The 18,657-nt window shown below is 72.3% G+C and carries 19 protein-coding genes and 1 pseudogene; 11 read left to right on the top strand and 9 right to left on the bottom strand.

Annotation, left to right across the window (positions count from 1 at the left end):
* Window positions 1-74: 74 nt before the first annotated feature.
* Genes ACWENQ_RS37980 through melA form a run of 4 tightly spaced genes read right to left on the bottom strand, consistent with a single transcriptional unit; the run spans window position 75 to window position 4,400 of the window.
* Complete coding sequence (locus ACWENQ_RS37980; protein WP_452418568.1) at window positions 75-893, bottom strand: carbohydrate ABC transporter permease; 819 nt, start codon at window positions 891-893, stop codon at window positions 75-77.
* Complete coding sequence (locus tag ACWENQ_RS37985; RefSeq protein ID WP_452418569.1) at window positions 890-1,819, bottom strand: carbohydrate ABC transporter permease; 930 nt, start codon at window positions 1,817-1,819, stop codon at window positions 890-892. The genes ACWENQ_RS37980 and ACWENQ_RS37985 overlap by 4 nt, the downstream gene beginning before the upstream one ends.
* Window positions 1,816-3,114, bottom strand: coding sequence for an ABC transporter substrate-binding protein (locus tag ACWENQ_RS37990; protein ID WP_452418570.1), 1,299 nt, complete (start codon window positions 3,112-3,114; stop codon window positions 1,816-1,818). The genes ACWENQ_RS37985 and ACWENQ_RS37990 overlap by 4 nt, the downstream gene beginning before the upstream one ends.
* The gene (melA, locus tag ACWENQ_RS37995) at window positions 3,111-4,400 is read right to left on the bottom strand and encodes an alpha-galactosidase (RefSeq protein ID WP_452418571.1); all 1,290 of its coding nucleotides are present in this window, start codon (window positions 4,398-4,400) and stop codon (window positions 3,111-3,113) included. Before melA ends, ACWENQ_RS37990 begins: the two co-directional genes overlap by 4 nt.
* A gap of 247 nt (window positions 4,401-4,647) precedes the next feature.
* On the opposite strand from melA, the gene ACWENQ_RS38000 reads away from it, so the two are divergent.
* Entirely contained in the window at window positions 4,648-5,733 is a 1,086-nt protein-coding gene (locus ACWENQ_RS38000; protein ID WP_452418572.1) for an endo alpha-1,4 polygalactosaminidase, read from the top strand.
* Window positions 5,734-5,771: 38 nt separating this feature from the next.
* Here the strand turns inward: ACWENQ_RS38000 and ACWENQ_RS38005 are convergent, their stop codons facing one another.
* The 3 genes from ACWENQ_RS38005 to ACWENQ_RS38015 are packed head-to-tail and all read right to left on the bottom strand — an operon-like array spanning window position 5,772 to window position 7,789.
* Window positions 5,772-5,984, bottom strand: coding sequence for a hypothetical protein (locus ACWENQ_RS38005; RefSeq protein ID WP_452418573.1), 213 nt, complete (start codon window positions 5,982-5,984; stop codon window positions 5,772-5,774).
* Between the two features lie 36 nt (window positions 5,985-6,020).
* Window positions 6,021-6,956: a zinc-dependent alcohol dehydrogenase gene (locus ACWENQ_RS38010; RefSeq protein WP_452418574.1), complete on the bottom strand. Its 936-nt coding sequence runs from the start codon at window positions 6,954-6,956 to the stop codon at window positions 6,021-6,023.
* On the bottom strand, window positions 6,953-7,789 hold the full coding sequence (locus tag ACWENQ_RS38015; protein ID WP_452418575.1) for a fumarylacetoacetate hydrolase family protein: 837 nt from the start codon (window positions 7,787-7,789) through the stop codon (window positions 6,953-6,955). The genes ACWENQ_RS38010 and ACWENQ_RS38015 overlap by 4 nt, the downstream gene beginning before the upstream one ends.
* Before the next feature lie 175 nt (window positions 7,790-7,964).
* Between ACWENQ_RS38015 and ACWENQ_RS38020 the strand changes: the two are divergent.
* From ACWENQ_RS38020 to ACWENQ_RS38035, 4 genes and pseudogenes are all read left to right on the top strand, one after another.
* A pseudogene (locus ACWENQ_RS38020) lies at window positions 7,965-8,174 on the top strand (alanine racemase); the annotation flags it as partial.
* A 38-nt stretch (window positions 8,175-8,212) separates the two neighbouring features.
* Window positions 8,213-8,875 carry an alanine racemase gene (locus ACWENQ_RS38025; protein WP_452418612.1) on the top strand — a complete coding sequence of 221 codons (663 nt, stop codon included), beginning with the start codon at window positions 8,213-8,215 and terminating at the stop codon, window positions 8,873-8,875.
* Between the two features lie 13 nt (window positions 8,876-8,888).
* Window positions 8,889-9,593 carry an SDR family NAD(P)-dependent oxidoreductase gene (locus ACWENQ_RS38030; protein ID WP_452418577.1) on the top strand — a complete coding sequence of 235 codons (705 nt, stop codon included), beginning with the start codon at window positions 8,889-8,891 and terminating at the stop codon, window positions 9,591-9,593.
* Window positions 9,594-9,660: 67 nt separating this feature from the next.
* Window positions 9,661-11,430 (top strand): cytochrome P450, encoded by a 1,770-nt coding sequence (locus ACWENQ_RS38035; protein WP_452418578.1) that lies wholly within the window; start codon window positions 9,661-9,663, stop codon window positions 11,428-11,430.
* A 129-nt stretch (window positions 11,431-11,559) separates the two neighbouring features.
* On the opposite strand, the gene ACWENQ_RS38040 is transcribed toward ACWENQ_RS38035, so the two are convergent.
* Entirely contained in the window at window positions 11,560-12,357 is a 798-nt protein-coding gene (locus tag ACWENQ_RS38040; RefSeq protein ID WP_452418580.1) for a phytanoyl-CoA dioxygenase family protein, read from the bottom strand.
* 80 nt (window positions 12,358-12,437) lie between these two features.
* Between ACWENQ_RS38040 and ACWENQ_RS38045 the strand changes: the two genes are divergently transcribed.
* The 3 genes from ACWENQ_RS38045 to ACWENQ_RS38055 all read left to right on the top strand — a co-directional run bounded on the left by ACWENQ_RS38045 (window position 12,438) and on the right by ACWENQ_RS38055 (window position 15,264).
* Window positions 12,438-13,307 carry a helix-turn-helix domain-containing protein gene (locus tag ACWENQ_RS38045; protein ID WP_452418581.1) on the top strand — a complete coding sequence of 290 codons (870 nt, stop codon included), beginning with the start codon at window positions 12,438-12,440 and terminating at the stop codon, window positions 13,305-13,307.
* 141 nt (window positions 13,308-13,448) lie between these two features.
* Window positions 13,449-14,243, top strand: coding sequence for a maleylpyruvate isomerase family mycothiol-dependent enzyme (locus ACWENQ_RS38050; RefSeq protein WP_452418583.1), 795 nt, complete (start codon window positions 13,449-13,451; stop codon window positions 14,241-14,243).
* 157 nt (window positions 14,244-14,400) lie between these two features.
* The gene (locus ACWENQ_RS38055; protein ID WP_452418584.1) at window positions 14,401-15,264 is read left to right on the top strand and encodes an SDR family oxidoreductase; all 864 of its coding nucleotides are present in this window, start codon (window positions 14,401-14,403) and stop codon (window positions 15,262-15,264) included.
* A gap of 27 nt (window positions 15,265-15,291) precedes the next feature.
* On the opposite strand, the gene ACWENQ_RS38060 is transcribed toward ACWENQ_RS38055, so the two are convergent.
* Complete coding sequence (locus ACWENQ_RS38060) at window positions 15,292-15,738, bottom strand: helix-turn-helix domain-containing protein (protein ID WP_354911944.1); 447 nt, start codon at window positions 15,736-15,738, stop codon at window positions 15,292-15,294.
* 28 nt (window positions 15,739-15,766) lie between these two features.
* Between ACWENQ_RS38060 and ACWENQ_RS38065 the strand changes: the two genes are divergently transcribed.
* From ACWENQ_RS38065 to ACWENQ_RS38075, 3 genes are all read left to right on the top strand, one after another.
* Window positions 15,767-16,708, top strand: coding sequence for an NAD(P)/FAD-dependent oxidoreductase (locus ACWENQ_RS38065; RefSeq protein WP_452418585.1), 942 nt, complete (start codon window positions 15,767-15,769; stop codon window positions 16,706-16,708).
* 5 nt (window positions 16,709-16,713) lie between these two features.
* Window positions 16,714-18,090, top strand: a complete 1,377-nt coding sequence (locus ACWENQ_RS38070; protein ID WP_452418587.1) for a DHA2 family efflux MFS transporter permease subunit — start codon at window positions 16,714-16,716, stop codon at window positions 18,088-18,090.
* A gap of 62 nt (window positions 18,091-18,152) precedes the next feature.
* The gene (locus ACWENQ_RS38075; RefSeq protein WP_452418588.1) at window positions 18,153-18,518 is read left to right on the top strand and encodes a cupin domain-containing protein; all 366 of its coding nucleotides are present in this window, start codon (window positions 18,153-18,155) and stop codon (window positions 18,516-18,518) included.
* Window positions 18,519-18,657 lie beyond the last annotated feature (139 nt).

Below are 18,657 nucleotides of genomic sequence, written 5' to 3' on the forward strand. Positions count from 1 at the left end.
CGTCCCGGCGGGGAGCGCGCAGGTCTGCCCGCCGGGACGTCGGCTGACGGCGCCGGTGGGTGCGGTATGCGCCGTCAGCCTTTCACCGCGCCGGTCAGCGCCTGGACGAAGCGGCGCTGGCCGGCGAGGAACACCGCGAGCACCGGCACCGTCGTCAGCACCGTGCCCGCCATGATCGCCGGCCAGTCGGCGCGGTGCCGGCCCTGGAAGGTCGTCAACCCGACCTGCACCGTGTAGTTGTCCTCCGAGTTGATCGCCACCAGCGGCCAGAACAGGTCGTTCCACGCCGTGATGAACGTGATGACGGCCAGCGCGGCCAGGGCGGGCCTGGCCACCGGCAGCACCACCCGGTAGAACACCGCGACGCGCGAGCAGCCGTCGATGCGCGCCGCCTCCTCCAGTTCCTTCGGGAAGGACTGGAAGAAGGAGGTCATCAGGTAGATGCCGACCGCCGAGCTGAGCTGGGGCAGGATCAGCGCGCCCAGCGTGTCGGTGAGCCCGGCCTGGTTGAAGATCAGGAAGGTGGGGATCACCGTGAGCTGGAACGGGATCAGCGCGGTGGCGATGACCAGGACCAGGACCACCTTGGCGCCGGCGAACCTGATCCTGGCGAAGGCGTAGCCGGCCATGCTGCACAGCACGACCTGGGCCGCCACGATCGCCCCCGAGACGATGACGCTGTTGAGGAACCAGCGCGGGAAGTTCGAGCGCTCGACGACCGTGCGGTAGCCGCCCAGGTCGATGCCCTCGGGCCAGATGGCCGGAGGGAACCTGTTGAGCTCGGCCTGGGTCATCACCGAGCTGAGCAGCAGCCAGACGAACGGCAGCACGACCACCGCCGAGATCGGCACCAGCACCAGGTGCCACTTGCCGGGCAGGCGCAGGCGTCTCATGTCATGGCTCCCCTCCGCCGCGCGACCAGCAGGCCCGCGACGATCAGCAGGAGGGTGCCGGCGAACAGGACGTAGGCCACGGCGGCGCCGTACCCGGCGGTGGAGAAGGAGAAGGCCAGCTGCCAGACGTAGTAGACGATGGTCACCGTCGCGTTGGCCGGGCCGCCCTTCGTCGTGGTCATGACCAGGTCGAAGAACTGCAGCGCGTCGATCACGCCCCAGACCGCGAGGAAGATCGTCATCGGGCGCACCGAAGGCACGATGATGTGCCTGAAGGTGGTCCACCGCCCGGCGCCGTCGATCGCGGCGGCCTCCATCACCTCCTTGCTGATCTCCTGGATGGCGGCCAGGTAGATCACCACGGAGAAGCCGAAGCGGGTCCAGAAGAAGATCAGCGTGAGGACGGACATCGCCTGGGAGGGGCTGCTGAGCAGCCCCTGGACGGGCAGCCCGAGCTGCACGAGCAGCCCGTTCACCAGGCCGAAGTCGCGGTCGAAGACGAAGCCCATGAGCAGGCCCGTCGCGGTGGCCGAGACGACGTAGGGCACCAGGAAGCACGTCCGGTAGAACCCGATCCCGCGCACCTTCCTGTTCAGCAGCACCGCCACGAGCAGCCCGGCGACCAGCGACGCGGGGATGTAGAGCACCAGCAGTAGCCCGGTGTTCCGCAGCGCCTGGAAGAAGACCGGATCCTCGAGCAGCGCCCGGTAGTTGTCGAGCCCGACGTTGCGTCCCGGCGACATCAGGTCGGAGTCGGTGAACGACAGCGCCAGCGCCCACGCCATCGGCACCAGCGAGAAGCCGAGGATGACCAGCGTCGCCGGCCCGGCGAAGGACCAGCCGGCGACGGTGTCGCCGAGCTTCCTGCGGTCCCTCGGCCGCCCGTGCCGCGTGGCGGCCGCGCCGACCGCGGTGGTGCTGCTCATGATCCCGGTACGGCCAGCGCCGCGTCGGCCTTGGTGGCCGCCTCGTCGAGGGCCGTCCTGGCGTCGCTCCTGCCCAGCAGCGCCTGCGCGATGGCCTCGGCCACGAAGGCGGACACCCGGGGGTATCTGGTGGTCGGCGGCCTGACCCGCCTGGCGTTGGCCAGGTTGTCCGAGATCACCTCGATGCCCTGGTACTTGTCGAGGTAGCCCTGGTAGCCGGGCAGCTTGGTGATCGACTCCCTGATCGGCAGCGAGCCGGTGTCGGTCATCCACTCCAGTTGCTGCTCGGCCGCGGTCAGCCAGGTCAGGAACGTGGCCGCGGCCTTGACCCGGCGTTCGTCGTGCTCGAAGACCACCCAGTTGTCGGGCCCGGAGACCGTCTCGTGGTTGCCGTCGGTGCCCGGCAGCGGCGAGACGCCGTAGTCGACCTTGGCCGCCTGCAGGTCGGGCAGCACCCACGGCCCCGACAGGAACATGCCGAGCCGGCCGGACTCGAACAGCTTCTGCCCCTTCTCCGCGGGGCTGGAGTCGAGGTAGACGGACTTGTCGTCGACCGCCATGGCGCGCAGCCTGCCCAGCGCTTGCTGGCCCGCGGCGCTGTTGAAGACGGCCTTCTTGTGGTCGGGTGTGAGGATCTCACCGCCTGCCTGCCAGATCATCGGCCACAGGCCCCAGACCGCCTCCTCGCCGCCGCTGATCGGCCAGGTGGTGCCGAAGACGCCGGAATCGGCGTCGGTGGCCCGTTTGGCCATGGTCCTGAAGTCGTCCCACGTCCAGTCCGGACCGGGCGGCTCGACGCCCGCCTTGGCCAGCACCTTCTTGTTGTAGAGGACGACCATGTTGTCGACCACGGCGGGGAAGCCGATGACCTTGCCCTGGACGGTGACGGCCTCGCGCTCGTTGTCCCAGAAGTCCTGCCAGCGCACGGCCGGGTCCTTGACGAACTCCGTGAGGTCGGCCGTCTTCGGGTTCCTGGCGATGTTGGGCGCCCACGAGCCGTAGAGGTAGGCGATGTCGGGGTAGGCGTCGGAGGTGAGCGCGGCGGTGATCTTGGGCAGCAGGCCGTCGGCCGTGGCCCCGCCGGACTCGGTGTTGACCTTGATGTCCCGCCGGCTCTGGTTGAACCGCGCCACCAGCTTCTCGATCGACTTGGCGGAGGCGTCCTCCTGGCCGTGCCAGATGGTGATCTCGACGGGGCCGCCGGCCGCCTGCTCCGGCCCGCCGCCGCCGCACGCCGCGGCGGTCAGCAGGACGACCAGCCCGACGAGCGCGGCGGCGGCCGGCGCCCGCCTCATCGGACGCCCTCCGGCAGCAGCTCGCCGTGGGCGGCGATCATCTCGTCCACGAGGTCGTGGATCTGCTGGAGGGTCAGCGTCGCCGACGCGTTGGGATCGAGCATGGCCGCGTGGTAGACGTGGTCGCGGCGGCCTTCGAGGGCCGCCCGCACGGTCAGCTCCCCCACGTTGAGGAAGGTGCTGTTCAGCGCGGCGAGCTGGGGCGGCAGCTCGCCGATCCGGGTGGGGCGCATCCCGGCCCTGTCCACCAGGCACGGCACCTCGACGCACGCGTCGGCGGGCAGGTTGGCGATCAGGCCCCCGTTGCGCACGTTGCCGTGGACGACCCTGGGGGTGCCCGTCTCGATGGAGTGGATGACCTCCGAGGCCAGCTCCATGGCCGGCTCGATCTCGACGCCCTCCCCCGCCGCCAGCCGCCGCCTGGTCTCCTCGTAGGTGTCGAGGTTGTCCTCCGACCAGCGCAGGTAGATCTCGACGGGGATGCGGAAGTGCTCGACCTGGTCGTCGTGGCGTAGGAACCAGGGCAGGTACTCCGAGCCGTGCTCGCTGGACTCGGTCGGGAAGCGGCCGAAGCGGCGGTACATCTCCACCCGCACGGTCCTGCGCAGCTCCGGGTCGCGCGCGATGACCTCGTCGAGCACCGGGTACAGGTCGTGGCCCTGGTGCTCGAACGTCAGCACGAACGCCTGGTGGTTGGCGCCGGCCGTGACGAAGGAGATCTCCTCCACCGGCAGGCCCACCAGCGCGGCCAGCCTGGCCTGGGTGTCGCGGACGGAGTGGCAGAGACCCACCACGTTCGTGAAGGGCGTGCCCTGGTAGACGGCGCGCGGGATCATCGCCATCGGGTTGGTGTAGTTGAGCAGCAGCGCGTGCGGCGCCAGCTCGGCCAGGTCGTTGCCCAGCCCGACCATCACCGGAATCGTGCGGAGTGCCCGGAAGATGCCCCCGATGCCGAGGGTGTCGGCTATCGTCTGGCGCAGTCCGTAGCGACGGGGGATCTCGAAGTCGACGCGGGTGGCGGCGTGTCCGCCGACGGCGATCTCGTTGATCACGTAGTCGGCGCCGTCAACGGCGGCACGGCGGTCGAGGTGCGCCTCCACCTTGGCGCCCAGGCCGAGCCTGGTGACCATCCAGCCGGCCATGGCCTCGGCCGTGGCCAGCCGTTCGGGGTCGATGTCGTGCAGGACCAGAGTGGACTCCCCGAGCTCTGGAAAGGTCAGGATGTCGGAGAGGACGTTCTTGGTGAACTCGACGCTGCCGGCGCCGATGAAGACGATGCGTGCCATGGGGTTCCCTCCACAGAGCACGCGGCGGGCGTGAGGGCCCACTGCGTGCGGCGAGTATAGCCATCCATCCGCGATACAGACCAGAGTTCCGTCATGCGGAACGATCTGGACAGCCTCGGAGAACTGGCGGCGTTCATCCTTTTTGCGGACTTCTCGACATCGAGAGGAAGGTTGACAACCTCCGATCAAGGCCGATTTCCTTGGTGGCGGAATATCGTTCCGCTATATGGAATAGAAGGTGAGTGGATTGACCACGCTCCGATCGATCTCGACCCGGTTGACCGCGGTCACGGCCTTACTGCCGCTCGCCGTCACCGGCCTGTACGCCTCCGCCGAGGCCGCCACGACGGCGGCGCCCGGGACCACCGGTGTCACCGTCACCGCCGGCGCCGCCACGGCAGGCCCGGCGGGTGGCACGGCGTCGGGCGGCGCGGCGAGCGCCGTCACGGGCGCCGCCACGAGCGGCGGGCGGTCGGGCGCAAGCGCGGCGATCTGGCGCCCGCCGGTGCAGAGCCGCTGGCAGTACCAGCTCCAGGGCACCAAGGCCTTCGCCGCGACCGGCGGCATCAACGTCGGCATCTGCGAGACGCCGCAGAGCGGCGGGGCCTGCGTACGGCCCAGCGTCTTCGACATCGACCTGTACGCGGACGCCGAGATCGCCGGCAACAACACCACGCTCAACACCGCGGCCGTCAAGGCCATCCACGCCAGGGGCGCCAAGGCCGTCTGCTACGTCGACGCCGGCTCCATCGAGGACTTCCGGCCGGACTACCAGGAGTTCGTCGACTGGCACGAGAGCCACGGCAAGTCCCTGCTGGGCAAGCCGTTCAGCGACGAGTTCCCGAACGAGCGGTGGGCCAACATCAACAACGACAAGGGCCAGCGCGACTTCCTGCTGAAGATGATGGAGGCCCGCGTCGACAAGTGCGTGCAGGCCGGCTTCGACGGCGTCGAGTTCGACGTCGTCCACGCCCACGAGGAGGGCAGGTCGGTCACCGGCTGGGACATCAGCCCGCAGACCCAGCTGGTCTACAACAAGGCGCTGGCCGACATGGCGCACCGCAAGGGCCTGTCCGTGGCGCTGAAGAACGACCTCAGCCAGATCGACGAGCTGGTGTCGGTCTTCGACTACGCCGTCAACGAGGAGTGCTTCCAGTGGCAGGAGTGCTCCGCCCTGTCGGCCTTCGTCAGGGCCGGCAAGCCGGTCTTCCAGGTGGAGTACAAGACCTCGCCCGGCGGCTACTGTGCCAAGGCGAACCAGCTGAAGTTCAACTCCATCAAGAAGGCCACCGACTACTCGCTGTACGACAAGCCGTACAAGCCGTGTAGGTGAGCCCGCGCCGCGGCCCGGCCGGGCGCGGGGCCGCCCGCTCATGCCAGCCTCGGCACGAGCTTGAGCGCGTTGCCGGCGTAGACCTGCCCGAGCGCCTCTTCGGGCAGGTCGAGCCCGCTGATGGTCCACCGCCCCATCAGCGGCGGGTCCTCCAGCGAGTGGGCGAAGGCCTCGTCGGCGGTCTCCATGAAGCGGAAGTGGATGCGGTGGACGTCGGGGTGCGGCGGGATCTCGTCGGTCCCGAACAGCACCCGTCCGGGGTGACGCAGCAGCAGCGCTGCCTCGCTTCATGGCGTGAGCAGGGCCTTGACGGGAACGGTGGCACCGTTCATCAGGGCGGTGAAGACCTCGGCGCCCTCGCTCAGCGGGAAGGTGTCGACCCAGCCGAGATCCCAGCCGCCGACCAGCTCGGCGGCCGTGGCGAAGTCCGTGTCGGTGTAGGCGAAGGAGCCGAGCACCCGCTTCTCCCCGCGCACGAGGGCGGCGGCGTCGAAGCCCGCGACAGGATCGGCCAGGCCCAGCCACACCGCGACCCCGCCGGGCCGCAGCAGGGCGAGCGACCGCTCGTGGGTGGCGGCGGCGCCGACCGCGTCGAAGATCACGTCGTACTCGCCGGTCAGCTCGGCGACGGCCGCGTCCGCGCCGAGGCGTCCCGCGATCGAGCGGCGGCTTTCCGCGCGGTCGGCGACCTCGATGCGGGCGGCCTTGCGGGACAGGGCGACCTGCAGGCAGGCCAGCCCGATCGCGCCCGCGCCGATGATCCCCACGCGGGCTCCCGCCGCGGGCGCGGCCAGCGACCAGGCGTGCACGGCGTTCGCGGCCGGCTCCACGACGCCCGCCGCCGTCCAGTCCAGCTCCCTGGGCAGGGTGGTGACGGCCGTCGCGGGCACGGCCACGCGCTCGGCGAAGCCTCCGGGCCGGTGCACGCCGACGATCTGGCGTCGCCTGCACACGTTCCGCAGCCCCAGCGCGCACACGTCGCAGTCGCCGCACGACAGGATGGGGTTGACGATCACCTGCCGCCCGTCGTCCGTACGGCCGGCGAACTCGTGCCCCATCACCAGCGGCGGCACCCGGAAGCCCGGCGTCCTGACCCCGTGCAGCTCGCTCCCGCAGATGCCGGAGGCGACCACGTGGACCAGCACCTCGCCCTCGCCGACCGAGGGTTCGGGCACCTCGCGCATCTCGACGGCGCCGGGCCCGGTGAACACCAGCGCCTTCACCTGGCGCCTCCCGCCACGGGGTTGGTCAGCGTGCCGATCCCCTCGACGCCCACCTCGACCGTGTCGCCCGGCCGCAGGCTGCGGCGCGGGTCCATGAACTCGCCGCAGCCCCACGGGGTGCCGGTCAGCACGACGTCGCCGGGTTCGAGGGTGAAGGCGCGCGAGCAGAAGGCGAGCAGGTCGGCGACGCCGAAGAGCATCTCGGCGGTGCTGGAGTCCTGCACGGTCTCGCCGTTGACCGCCGTCCACAGCCGCAGCGCCTGGGGGTCGCCGAGCTCGTCGGGGGTCACGATGACCGGCCCGAGCGGGCAGAAGGTGTCCAGGCTCTTGCCGCGCGTCCACTGGCCGTCGGCGAACTGCAGGTCGCGGGCGGAGACGTCGTTGGCCACGGTGTAGCCGGCCACTCCCGCCAGCGCCTGCGCGGGGGACGCGTGCCGCAGCGGCGTGCCGACGACCACCGCCAGCTCGACCTCCCAGTCCACCCGCTCGGTGAGGCCGGCGTCGATCACGATGGGCTCGCCGGGCCCGATCACGCTCGAGGGGAACTTGGCGAACATCAGCGGCCGCTCGGGCTTGTCCATCCCCGCCTCGCGGATGTGGTCGAGGTAGTTCAGGCCGATGGCCACGATCTTGCCCGGCCGCAGCGGCGCCACAGGCGTCGCCCCCGTGAGGGGCCTGGCCGCCGAGACCGCCAGGCGGGCGACCTCCTCGGGTCCATCGACCAGGACCGTTCCCATGGGGGTGCCGGGGGGGACGTCCAGCGCGTACCAGAGTCCCTCGCGTTCCGTGGCGGCGAAACGGGCCCCGCCGACCCGTACCGTGCCCAGCCTCATAGTGCTCCATTCCGTATTGCAGAATGCTGTTCCGAATCAGCGCAAGGACACCAGCATGCGGGGCGGCTGTCAAGGGTCATCCGCAGGCGAGCTGCTGTTCCGTCATACAGAATGCTGGTGCACGATACGGAATGAATGCTACGTTCTGGAGACCTTCGAGAGGGGAGGTCCACCGATGTACCCCGCGATCGACACCCCCGCGCTGGTCATCGACCTCGACGTGGTCGGCGCCAACATCACCGAGATGGCCAAGGTGGCGGCACGCAACGGCGTCAGGCTGCGACCGCACGTCAAGACCCACAAGATGCCCGAGCTGGCCAGGATGCAGCTCGAGGCCGGAGCCACCGGCATCACCTGCGCCAAGCTGGGCGAGGCGGAGATCATGGCCGAGGCAGGCATCGACGCCAACTGCTGGCCTTTCCGATCTGGGGCGAGCCGAAGCTGCGCCGCCTGGCCGCGCTCCGTGAGCGGGTCAGGGTACGGGTCAGCCTCGACTCGCCCGAGGTCGCCGCGGGGCTCGGCCGCCTCGGCGGGCCGCCCGTGGAGGTGCTGGTGGAGGTCGACACCGGCCAGCACCGCCTGGGCCGCCCACCCGGCCGGCCCACCGCCGACCTGGTCGCCGAGATCGCCGCGGTCCCCGGCGTCGAGGTGGTGGGCCTGCTCACGCTGGCCGGTCACGCCTACCACGCGCGCACCGCCGAGGAACTGGCCACGACCGCCCGCCGCGAGGGCGAGGACCTGGTGGCCACCGCCGCGCTGTGCGCCCGTGACGGGATCGAGCTGCGCGAGATCAGCGTCGGCTCCACCCCCCACCGCCCGGACGCGGGGGTGACGGGCGTGACCGAGATCAGGCCGGGCACCTACATCTTCAACGACGCCTCGATGGTGCGCCTGGGCGTGGCGACCGAGGCGACCACGGCCGCCCGCGTGCTGGCCACCGTCATCGCCAGGCCCACCCCGGAGCGGGTGGTGTTCGTCCCCGGCCACGCCTGCTCCGTCGTCAACCTCTTCGACGTCGCCCACGGCGTCGAGGATGGACACGTCATCACCGAACTACGCGTCGCCGCTCGCGGCGCGGTGCGTTGAAGGAAGGCATGCCATGCGCGGACTGGCCGGCAAGCGGGTGCTGATCAGCGGCGGCAGCAGCGGGATCGGCGCCGCCACGGCCCGCAGGTTTCTGGAGGAGGGTGCCAGGGTCGTGCTCGGCGGGCTCGACCGGGCCGAGGTCGAGGCGACCGTGGCCGAGCTGTCCTGCCTGGGCGAGGTGCGCGGGCTGGCGGGCGACGTGCGCGCGGAGGCCGACGTCACCCGCCTGGTGGAGGGGGCGATCGCGGCGACGGGCGGCATCGACGTCCTGGTCAACAACGCCGGTACGGCATGGCGCGAGCCGTTCCTGGAGATCACCCCCGAGCACTGGGACCGGATCATCGCGGTGAACCTGCGCGGCATGTTCCTGGTCGCCCAGGCCGTGGCCCGGCACCTGGTCGAGCGGGGCGAGGGCGGCGTCATCCTCAACATGTCCTCGACCAACGGGCTGGGCGGTGAGGCCGACTACGCCCACTACAACGCCTCCAAGGGCGGCGTGCTGCTGCTCACCAGGACCATGGCGGTCGAGCTCGGCAAGCACGGCGTCAGGGTGAACGCCCTGTGCCCCGGCTACATCAGGACCCCGCTCAACGCCGCCATCTCGGCCGGGCTCGCCGCGGAGGTCGCGGCCGGCTACGCCTTCCTGGCCTCCGACGACGCGGCCTTCATCCACGGCACCGAGCTGGTCATCGACGGCGGCCAGCTGGCGGTCATGTAGGGAAACCATGGCGGGAGCTGACAGGGGGCACGGTGTCATCGCCACGGCACGGGGTAGCCGTTCCTGCATGTCGACGATCACCCGAGTCGCGCACTTCCGGCAGGGACGAGCCCTCCACACCGTGGGCGAGCTCTTCACCGGCACGCTCGAGATCGACGAGCACCCGCCGCTGGGCGTGCCCGCGCTGGACCGCGGGCCGCGGCCGGTGCGGGCACGGCTGTCCAAGGGCCTGTCGCTGCCGGGCTCGCTGCCCGACGTGCTCGGCCTCGCCATCAAGATCCTGAGCCCGGACGGGGACCTGGACCTGCTGCTGTCCTGCCTTCCCGGCACCCGGCACTACTCGACGATCCTGTCCTACCGGCACGACGGGGGACGGGTCCGCTTCACCGCCGAACCGCTCGGCGAGCAGCCGCCCGCCGACCCCGTGCGCGCGCATCCGCCGCTCGCCTTCGCGCTCAAGGCCAACGGGCGCAGGATCGCGATCCTGCGCCTGACCGGACACGCCGAGGGCGAGGCCGACTTCGACCCGATCGTCAACCACCACCCCGCGCTGCGGCCCGCCGGCTGGGTGCAGCGCCTGCGCGGCAGGGCCTACGCGCGTTCCCGGCTCGGCCGCGCCGGTCTGCCGCGCGCCTCGGTGCTGGAGAGCGCGCGCCTGGGCGTGGGCGTGTTGCTGCCCGCGCTTGCCCAGGGCGTCGTCCTCCGCCGGCCCCTCGGCGTACGGCTGGCCGCCCTCCTCGACGCCGACCGGCGCGGCGCGCGCCTTCTCGAACGGCTCAGGGCCAGGCACGGCGAGGGCCCGCTGCTGGTCCGGATCCCGGTGCGGGGCCCGGCGCTGATCCCGCTGGCCGCCGCCGACGTGCGCCGGGTACTGGAGGATCACGCCTTCACCCCCGCCAACCTGGAGAAGCGCGCAGCCCTCGGCCACTTCCAGCCGCACGGGGTGCTCATCACCCTGGACCCCGGCCTGCGCGAGCGCCGCCGCCGGCTCAACGAGCAGATACTGGAGCCCGGCCGGCCGCGCCACAGCCTCGCCGGCCCGTTCACCGCGGTGATCGAGGAGGAGGTGGCCGCGCTGCCGAGCGAGGGCGAGCTGACCTGGCCGGTGTTCACCGCCGCGCACGGGCGGATCGCCCGCCGCCTGGTGCTGGGCGACGGCGCCCGCGGCGACGAGCGGCTGACCCTGCTGCTGAACCGGCTGCGGGCCGACGCCAACTGGTTCTACCTGAGGCGGCGCCACAACCAGGCGCGGGCGGCCTTCCAACGCCGCCTCGACGTCCACCTCCGGCGGGCCGAACCCGGCAGCCTCGCCCCCCTCCTGATGGCGGCCCACGCCGATCCCGACGTGCACGCCGAAGGGCAGGCCCCGCACTGGCTGTTCGCCTTCGACGCCGCGGGCATCGCCGCCTACCGGGCGCTGGCGCTGGTCGCCGCCCACCCGGGCACCGAGGACCTGCGTGCCGCGGTGGAGGAGTCGGTCCGGCTCTGGCCGACGACGCTGGCCGTGCTCAGGGACACGACCGAACCGATCGAGTGGCGGGGCGAGATCCTGCCGGAGGGCACGATGGTGGCGATCTTCAGCCCGTACGCCAACCGTGACCCGCACGCGATCGACGACCCCGACGCCTTCGTCTCCGGGCGCACGGGCTGGACCGGCATCCCGTTCGGCGCGGGCTTCGCCCGGTGCCCCGGCCGGGACCTCGTGCTGTTCACCGCCGAGACCGTGCTCGCCGCGCTGCTGCGCACCAGGCGGGTGCGGCCCGTGACCGCGCTGCCCACGCCGCTGCCGGGGACGCTCGACCACTTCAGGCTCCGCTTCGCCGTACGGCCCGCCTAGAAGCTCCGCCGCACGGCCCGCCTGGACGCTCCGCCGCACGGGCCGCCTTCGCCGTACGGCCCGCCTTCGCTGTACGGCCCGCCTGGACATGGCGGCGCCAGCGTGCGGGGGCCGGCCGGCGGTGGCGGGCTAGTGCGGTCCCCCGGCGTCGGTGCCGCACGGGCCGCCGCCCGCCGCCTCCGCGAAGAACACCCGTTGCCCGTCCAGCGTGAGCGTGGGGTAGTAGGAGGAGATCCGCTCGGTCGAACGGCCGACGTAGTGGCAGATGAAGCTGCGGCGGAAGCGGTCGGCGGTCGTGTTCGGCTCGGAGCCGTGGACCAGGTTGCCGTTGAAGAACAGCACGTCGCCGGGGTCCATGTCGACCGGCACCCGCGCCAGCCCCGGCGGGGGCGGGACGTACTCCCGGGTGAAGGACAGGCCGGGGTCGGCCTCCTCCGGGCAGAACAGGTCCATGCGGTGGGTGCCGGGCACCACCTCGAGGCCGCCGTTGTCGCGGTCGATCCGGTCGAGGGCGATCCAGACGGCCACGCACGTGCCCGGCTCGACCCTCAGGTAGAAGTTGTCCTGGTGCAGCGCCTGGCCGCGGGCGCCGGGCGGCTTGAAGTAGAACATGCTCTGGGCTGCCACCGGCTCCTCGCCGAGCATCCGGCCGACGATCGCGGTGATCCGGCCGTCGAGCAGGTAGCGCAGGGCGAGGTCGTTGATCTGGTGCGGGTGCATGACCCGGGGGTAGTCGCGAAGGATGTCATAGGGGGCGCCGGGATCCTGCGGTCTGGGCGTGAAGTGCCCGGGCACCGGTCCGGCCGCGTGCAGGGCCATGAACTCCTCCCGCAGCGCGGCGGCCTCACCGGCGGTCAGCAGCCCGCGCACGAGCGCGAACCCCTCGTCGTGGAAGGTCTTCAGCTGCGGTTCGTCGAAGGTCAGCACGATACGTTCACTCCTTGTTCGGCTGATTCCCACGCTAGGAGGGCCAACCGGTGAAAGGTATGCCTGCGACGGCTGAGGACATGTCCGTTCCTGCCGCCGACCTGGTGATCGTCGGACACTTCGACCGGACGCCGGGCTACGCCGTGCGCCGCGGCACGGGCGCGCCCAGCTGGCTGCTGATGTGGACGCAGGCCGGGGCGGGTCATGTGGAGCAGGGCGAGGTGGCCTGCACGGTCGGCCCCGGAGACCTGGTCGTGCTGGGCTCCATGACCGGCCACCACTACCGGGTCGCGCCCGGGGCCGCCCGCTGGGCGTTCTGGTGGGTCCACTTCCAGCCCCGCCCGTCCTGGCTGACCTGGCTGCGCCCGTACGCGCGGGGTTCGCGCTGCCATCTGCTGTGCGGGGTGCCGGAGGCGGTGCACGGGCGTCTGGACCGCGCCTTCCGCCGGGCCGACGCCGACGCCCGCCGGCCGGGGCAGGGCGCACCGCCCGCGCCGGCGCGACGGCCGCCCAGCCCGGCCGTCGCCGCGGCGCCGCTGGCGCGCGAGCTGGTGCTCAACGCCGTCGAGGAGGTGATCATGCTGGCCTGCGCCGCGACGGCGGGGCCCGAGGAGGGCGGCGACCCGCGTGTCCGGCAGGCCGAGGCGCTCATCGCGGCCGAGCCCGACGCCCGCCACAGTGTCGCGTCGCTGGCGGCGTCGGTGGCGCTGTCACCGTCGCGGTTCGCGCACCTGTTCTCGGCGCAGACCGGCAGGTCGCCGATGCAGGCCGTACGGGAGGCCCGGGTACGGCACGCGGCCCGGCTGCTGGAGGTGACCGACATGGATGTCGGGCAGGTCGCCACGGCCTGCGGCTTCGCCAGCCCGTTCCATTTCAGCAGGACGTTCCGCGCGGCCTACGGCCTGTCGCCCCGCCAGTACCGCTCCCGGCTGCGGGATTCCGGCTCGTGAGCCGCCCGTGTGTCCCGTGGCCCCGCGCGTCTGCCGGAAGCAGCTCGAGATCGTGGGTTGTTACTACTCGCTCGACACCGGCCAGGTCACCCGGCTGGTCTAGCCTGGAAAGTCTCCGCGGCCGGATGACACAGTGGAGGCATGGACCTCCTTCCCCACTTCCGTCGCGAGATCCTCGCCTTCGAGACCGCCGCCCGCACCGCGGCCAAGGCCACCACGGCGCCCGTCGTGCCGTCGTGCCCCGAATGGTCGATGTCAGATCTGGTGGGACACCTGGGCTGGGTGCACCGGTTCGTGGCCCGCATCATCACCGAGCGCCTGCGGCAGCCGCCGGAGGCGCTCGACCCCGACCTGATGGGGCTGCCGGAGGACCTTCGCGGCTGGCAGGGCCCCGGGCACGAACCGACGACCGGACCGGTCCCGCCGAGCCTGATCGAGTGGTTCGGCGAGGGCGCCTTCGCGCTGGAGTCGGTGTTCAGGAAGACCCCGCTGGACGAGCGCGTGTGGACGTGGGCGCCCGAGCAGACCGCCGGGTTCTGGCTGCGGATGCAGACCATCGAGGCGGCCGTGCACCGCTGGGACGCCGAGGGCGCGGTCGGGACCGCCCAGCCGGTCGCGGCCGAGCTGGCCGCGGACGCCGTCGAGCAGACCTTCACCGTCATGGCGCCGGCCCGCCGGATGGTGCGGCAGGCCCCGCCCGGGGCCGGCGAGCGGTTCAGGTTCCGGCAGAGCGACGGCCTGGGCGACTGGACGGTCCGCTTCGACGGCGACGAGGTCGTGCTGACCCGTGACGGCACGCCGGGCGACGTCGAGGTGAGCGGCACGGCGTCGGATCTGATGCTGTTCCTGTGGGGGCGGATCCCGGCCGGACGGCTGCAGGTCACGGGCGAGCGGGACCGGCTCGACCGCTACTTCGCCCTGGTGCCGCCGCTATGACCCGCGAAGGCCCCCGCAGGCTGGGGCCGGGCGCGAGGCTCGCCAGGGGGTAGTGACCCGTCGCGGCACGGTACGATCGCGCGCCGTGCCGCTTCGCCGTTAGAGGGGCGCGGACCTTTCGCCGTTAGAGGGGCGCGGACCTGGGCAATCGCACGTCATGCCAGAAGAACCGAATGCCACACCGCCCGCCCAGCGCCAGCAGTACCCGGGCACGACCGGCCAGATGTCGCCGGAGCCGCGCGACGAGATGCGCGGCTACGCGGGCCGTGACCTGCTGCGCGGCAAGAAAGCACTGATCACCGGGGGTGACTCGGGGATCGGCAGGGCCGTCGCCGTCGCGTTCGCCAAGGAGGGCGCCGACGTGGCCATCGCCTATCTGAGCGAGCACGAGGACGCCAACCACACCAGGAAAGTGGTGGAGGCCGAGGGCCGGCGGTGCGTGCTGCTGCCGGGCGACCTGGCCGACCCCGACCACTGCATCGCGGTGGTCGAGCAGGCGGTGGCCGAGCTGGGCGGGCTGGACATCGTCGTGAACAACGTCGCCTACCAGAAGCCGGTCGACGCGTTGGAGGAGCTGACCGACGAGCAGTGGGAGCACACGTTCGCGGTCAACATCCACAGCTACTTCCGCGTGACCAAGGCGGCGCTGCCGCACCTGCGCGAGGGCAGCGCGATCATCAACACCTCCTCCATCAACGGCCTGCGCGGCAACAAGTCGCTCATCGACTACGCCGCCACCAAGGGCGCGATCAACGCTTTCACCTACTCCATGGCGCAGACCCTGATCGAACGGCACATCCGGGTCAACGCGGTCGCTCCGGGTCCGGTCTGGACGCCGCTGATCCCGGCCACGTTCCCGCAGGAGAAGGTGGAGCAGTTCGGCAAGCAGGCCCCGATGCAGCGGGCGGCCGACCCCGACGAGATCGCGCCCTCGTACGTGTTCTTCGCCGCCGAACGGCTGTCGTCCTACTACACCGGCGAGATCCTGGCCCCGGTCGGCGGCGAGACCCTGCCCGGCTGACGCCCTGCCCGCCGGCTCAGGGCCTGGTCACGCGGGCGGATCCGCCCTGACCACGCAGGTGGCCTGGCCGGGGTCGGTCAGGCCCGCCGCGCTCTCGGCCACGCGCAGGTAGCCGGGGCAGCGGGTGAAGTCGTCGGCCGTGCACTGCATGATGTGCTCGATCAGCGCCTTGGACGCGGCGATCTCGCGCAGCCGCCGCTCCAGCTCGGCGTGGTGCCGCTCGAGGATCGCCGTGCGCTCGGCGTGGCCGGCCGAGTTGAGGACCTCCCCCACCTGCTCCAGGCTCATCCCCGCCGCCTTCGCCCGGATGATCGTCAGCACCCTGACGACATGGTCGCGGGTGTAGAGGCGCCTGCCGTTCACCCTGGTGGCAGGGGTCAGCAGGCCCATCGCCTCCCAGTGGCGCAGCACGTGCGGCGCCAGATCGAACCGCTCGGCCAGCTCCCCGATGCGCATCGAGCCACTTGACTTCATGTTGACATTAACTTGCAGACTTGCGCGCATGTCAAACATCTTCGATGTCGCGGTCGTCGGCGGCGGTCCCGCCGGCATGGCCGCGGCCCTGACCCTGGGCCGGATGCGCCGCAGCGTGCTCCTCCTCGACGCCGGCCACGGCCGCAACGCCCCCGCCGAGGCCGTGCACAACTTCCTGACCAGGGACGGCACGCCGCCCTCCCGGCTGCGAGAGCTCGGCAGGCAGGAGCTGTCGGCCTACGCCACCGTCGAGGTCCGCGAGGAGACCGTGACCGGCGTACGGGCCGGCTTCCGCCTCCAGCTGTCCGGCGGCGGCACGGCACAGGCCAGGCGGCTGCTGCTGGCCACCGGACTGGCCGACGACCTGCCCGGCCCGCGCGGCGTCGGCCCGCTGTGGGGCCGCTCGGCCTTCCACTGCCCCTACTGCCACGGCTACGAGTGCACCGGCAGGACCGTCGCGGTCCTCGGCGCCGAGCCGGCACGGGTACGGCTGGCGCTGCAGCTCACCCGCCTGGCCGCCGACGTCACGCTGTGCACCGACGGCCGGCCGCTCGACCCCGCCCAGCGGGCCACGCTGGAGGCGAACGGCGTCGCGGTACGCTGCGAGGCCGTCGCCAGGCTGGAGGGGAGCGGCGACCGGCTCGACCAGATCGTGTTCGAGAGCGGACCGCCGCTGGCCAGGGAGGCGGTGTTCGTCGTCAACGCGCCGCGCCAGCGCTCCGACCTGGCCGCCCGACTCGGCTGCGCGACCTTCGCCGACGGGTGCATCGAGGTCGACGAGTTCGCCCGGTCCAGCGTGCACGGCGTCTACGCGGCCGGCGACATGGCACGGCGGGCCACCGTACCCGTGCCGCTGGCCGCGGTCGTGGCCGCCGCGGCCAGCGGCGCCGTCGCCGGGGCCGCGTTGGACCAGGACCTGCTCGGCGACGACTTCGGCCTGCCCGGCCCGTTCGCCGGCGCGAAGGGATGAGCGCCGTGAGCACCACCCACCTCGCCAGGAGCACGCCCGCGCGCGTGGCGCCGGCCACCGCCGGACTGCTCATCGGCATGCTGCTGTCGGTCCTGGACCAGACGGTGGTCGCCATCGCGCTGCCGGACATCGCCGCCGACCTCGGCGGCACGGACGCGATCGGCTGGATCGTCACCTCCTACGTGCTGGCCTCGACCACCACCGGCGCGCTCTACGGGCGCGTCAGCGACCGGTTCGGGCGCCGCGCCGTCTTCGTCACCGCGGTGGCCGTCTTCCTGGCCGGCTCGATGCTGTGCGGCCTGGCGCGGACCCTGCCCGAGCTGGTGGCCGCCAGAACCGTCCAGGGCATCGGCGCGGGCGCGCTGTTCGTGCTGCCGACGATCGCGCTGTCGGAGCTGTACCCCCAGCGCCTGCGCGGCAGGGTCCAGGGCCTGACCGGCGGGGTCTTCGCGCTGGCCAGCATCGGCGGCCCGCTGGCCGGCGGCGCGATCACCGACCTCGCTGGCTGGCGCTGGATCTTTTTCGTCAACCTCCCGCTGGGCCTGCTCAGCATCGCGCTCGTCGGCCTCGCCCTGCGGCTGCCCACACCCGGCGGCGGCAGGATCGACGTCGCGGGCGGGGTGCTGCTCGCGGGCGCGACGGTGAGCCTGCTGCTGGTGGCCGAATGGGGCGGGCGGGTCCACGCGTGGACCTCCGGCGCGGTCCTCACGCCGGCCGCGACCTGCGCGGCGCTGCTGGCGCTGTTCGTGTGGCGGCAGCGCCGCGCGGACAACCCGCTGCTGCCGCCGCGGCTGTTCGCCGTCCCGGCGCTGCGCGTCACGCTGGCGGCCACCGCCCTGCTCGGCGCGCTGCTCGGCGGCTCGATCGTGTACCTGCCCGGCTACCTGCAGGCCACCTACGGCATGGGCGCCATGCAGGCGGGCCTGGCGCTCACGCCGTACGTCATCACGTTCATGGCGGTCGCCTCGGTGTCGGGGGCGCGCGTCGCCGGCCGTCCCCAGCCTTACCTGGTCGCCGGGGCGGTGATCGTGGTGGCGGGCTTCGCGCTGCTGAGCCGGCTCGAGCCCGGCACCCCGTACGCGCTGGTGGCCGTGGAGTTCGGCGTGCTCGGCCTCGGGTTCGGGCTGCTGATGCAGAACCTGGTGGTCGTCGCGCAGAACGCCGCCGTCCCCGCGGACCTGGCCGCCGTCACGTCGGCCGCGCTGTCGGCACGCGGGCTTGGCCTGTCGCTCGGCGTCGCGCTCTTCGGCAGCCTGCTCGCCCGGCAGTCGCACGGCCGGGGCGTCGGCGCGGCGATCCCCGAGGTGCTCGCCTGGGGCGTGCCGGTGGCGATCGTCCTGGTGGCGCTGATGGCCGCGCTGCCGCGGCCGGCCGACGCCTGAGCGGGCAGGTTGTTGGGCCCATGGCCCGGTGCGAGACTGGAGCCGACGGAAGGGGGGACGTCATGATCGAGGTCAAGAGCATCGACAAGCCGGACGAGCGTCGCGACTTCCCGAACGGTCACCTGGAGGTATGCCACCTGACCGGCCTGGCTTTCGGCGTGGCCACGTTCGAGCCCGGGTGGCGCTGGTCGGAGTCGGTCAGACCCATCGCGGGCACCGACTCGTGCGAGGTCCACCACAACGGCTTCGTCGTCTCCGGCAGGCTCCGCATCCGCATGAACGACGGCGCCGAGGCCGAGATGGGGCCCGGCGACGTCTTCGTCTGCCCGCCCGGCCACGACGCGTGGGTGGTCGGCGACCAGCAGTGCGTGGTGTACGACTTCTCGGGTGGCGCCGCCGAGTACGCCACGCCGTCGAGCCGGCCGTAGCGCTCCCGGCTCGGCGGGGCCCGCCTCCCCACCGGGCCGGCCGCCTCCACGCGTTTGCCATTGCTTGTCCCAACCCTGCATCGGCGCGGCTCGACCGGGCGGTGCGGCCACCGTAGCCTCGGAGATCGGGAGGGGCGGG

This window comes from Nonomuraea sp. NPDC004354, assembly GCF_053602555.1.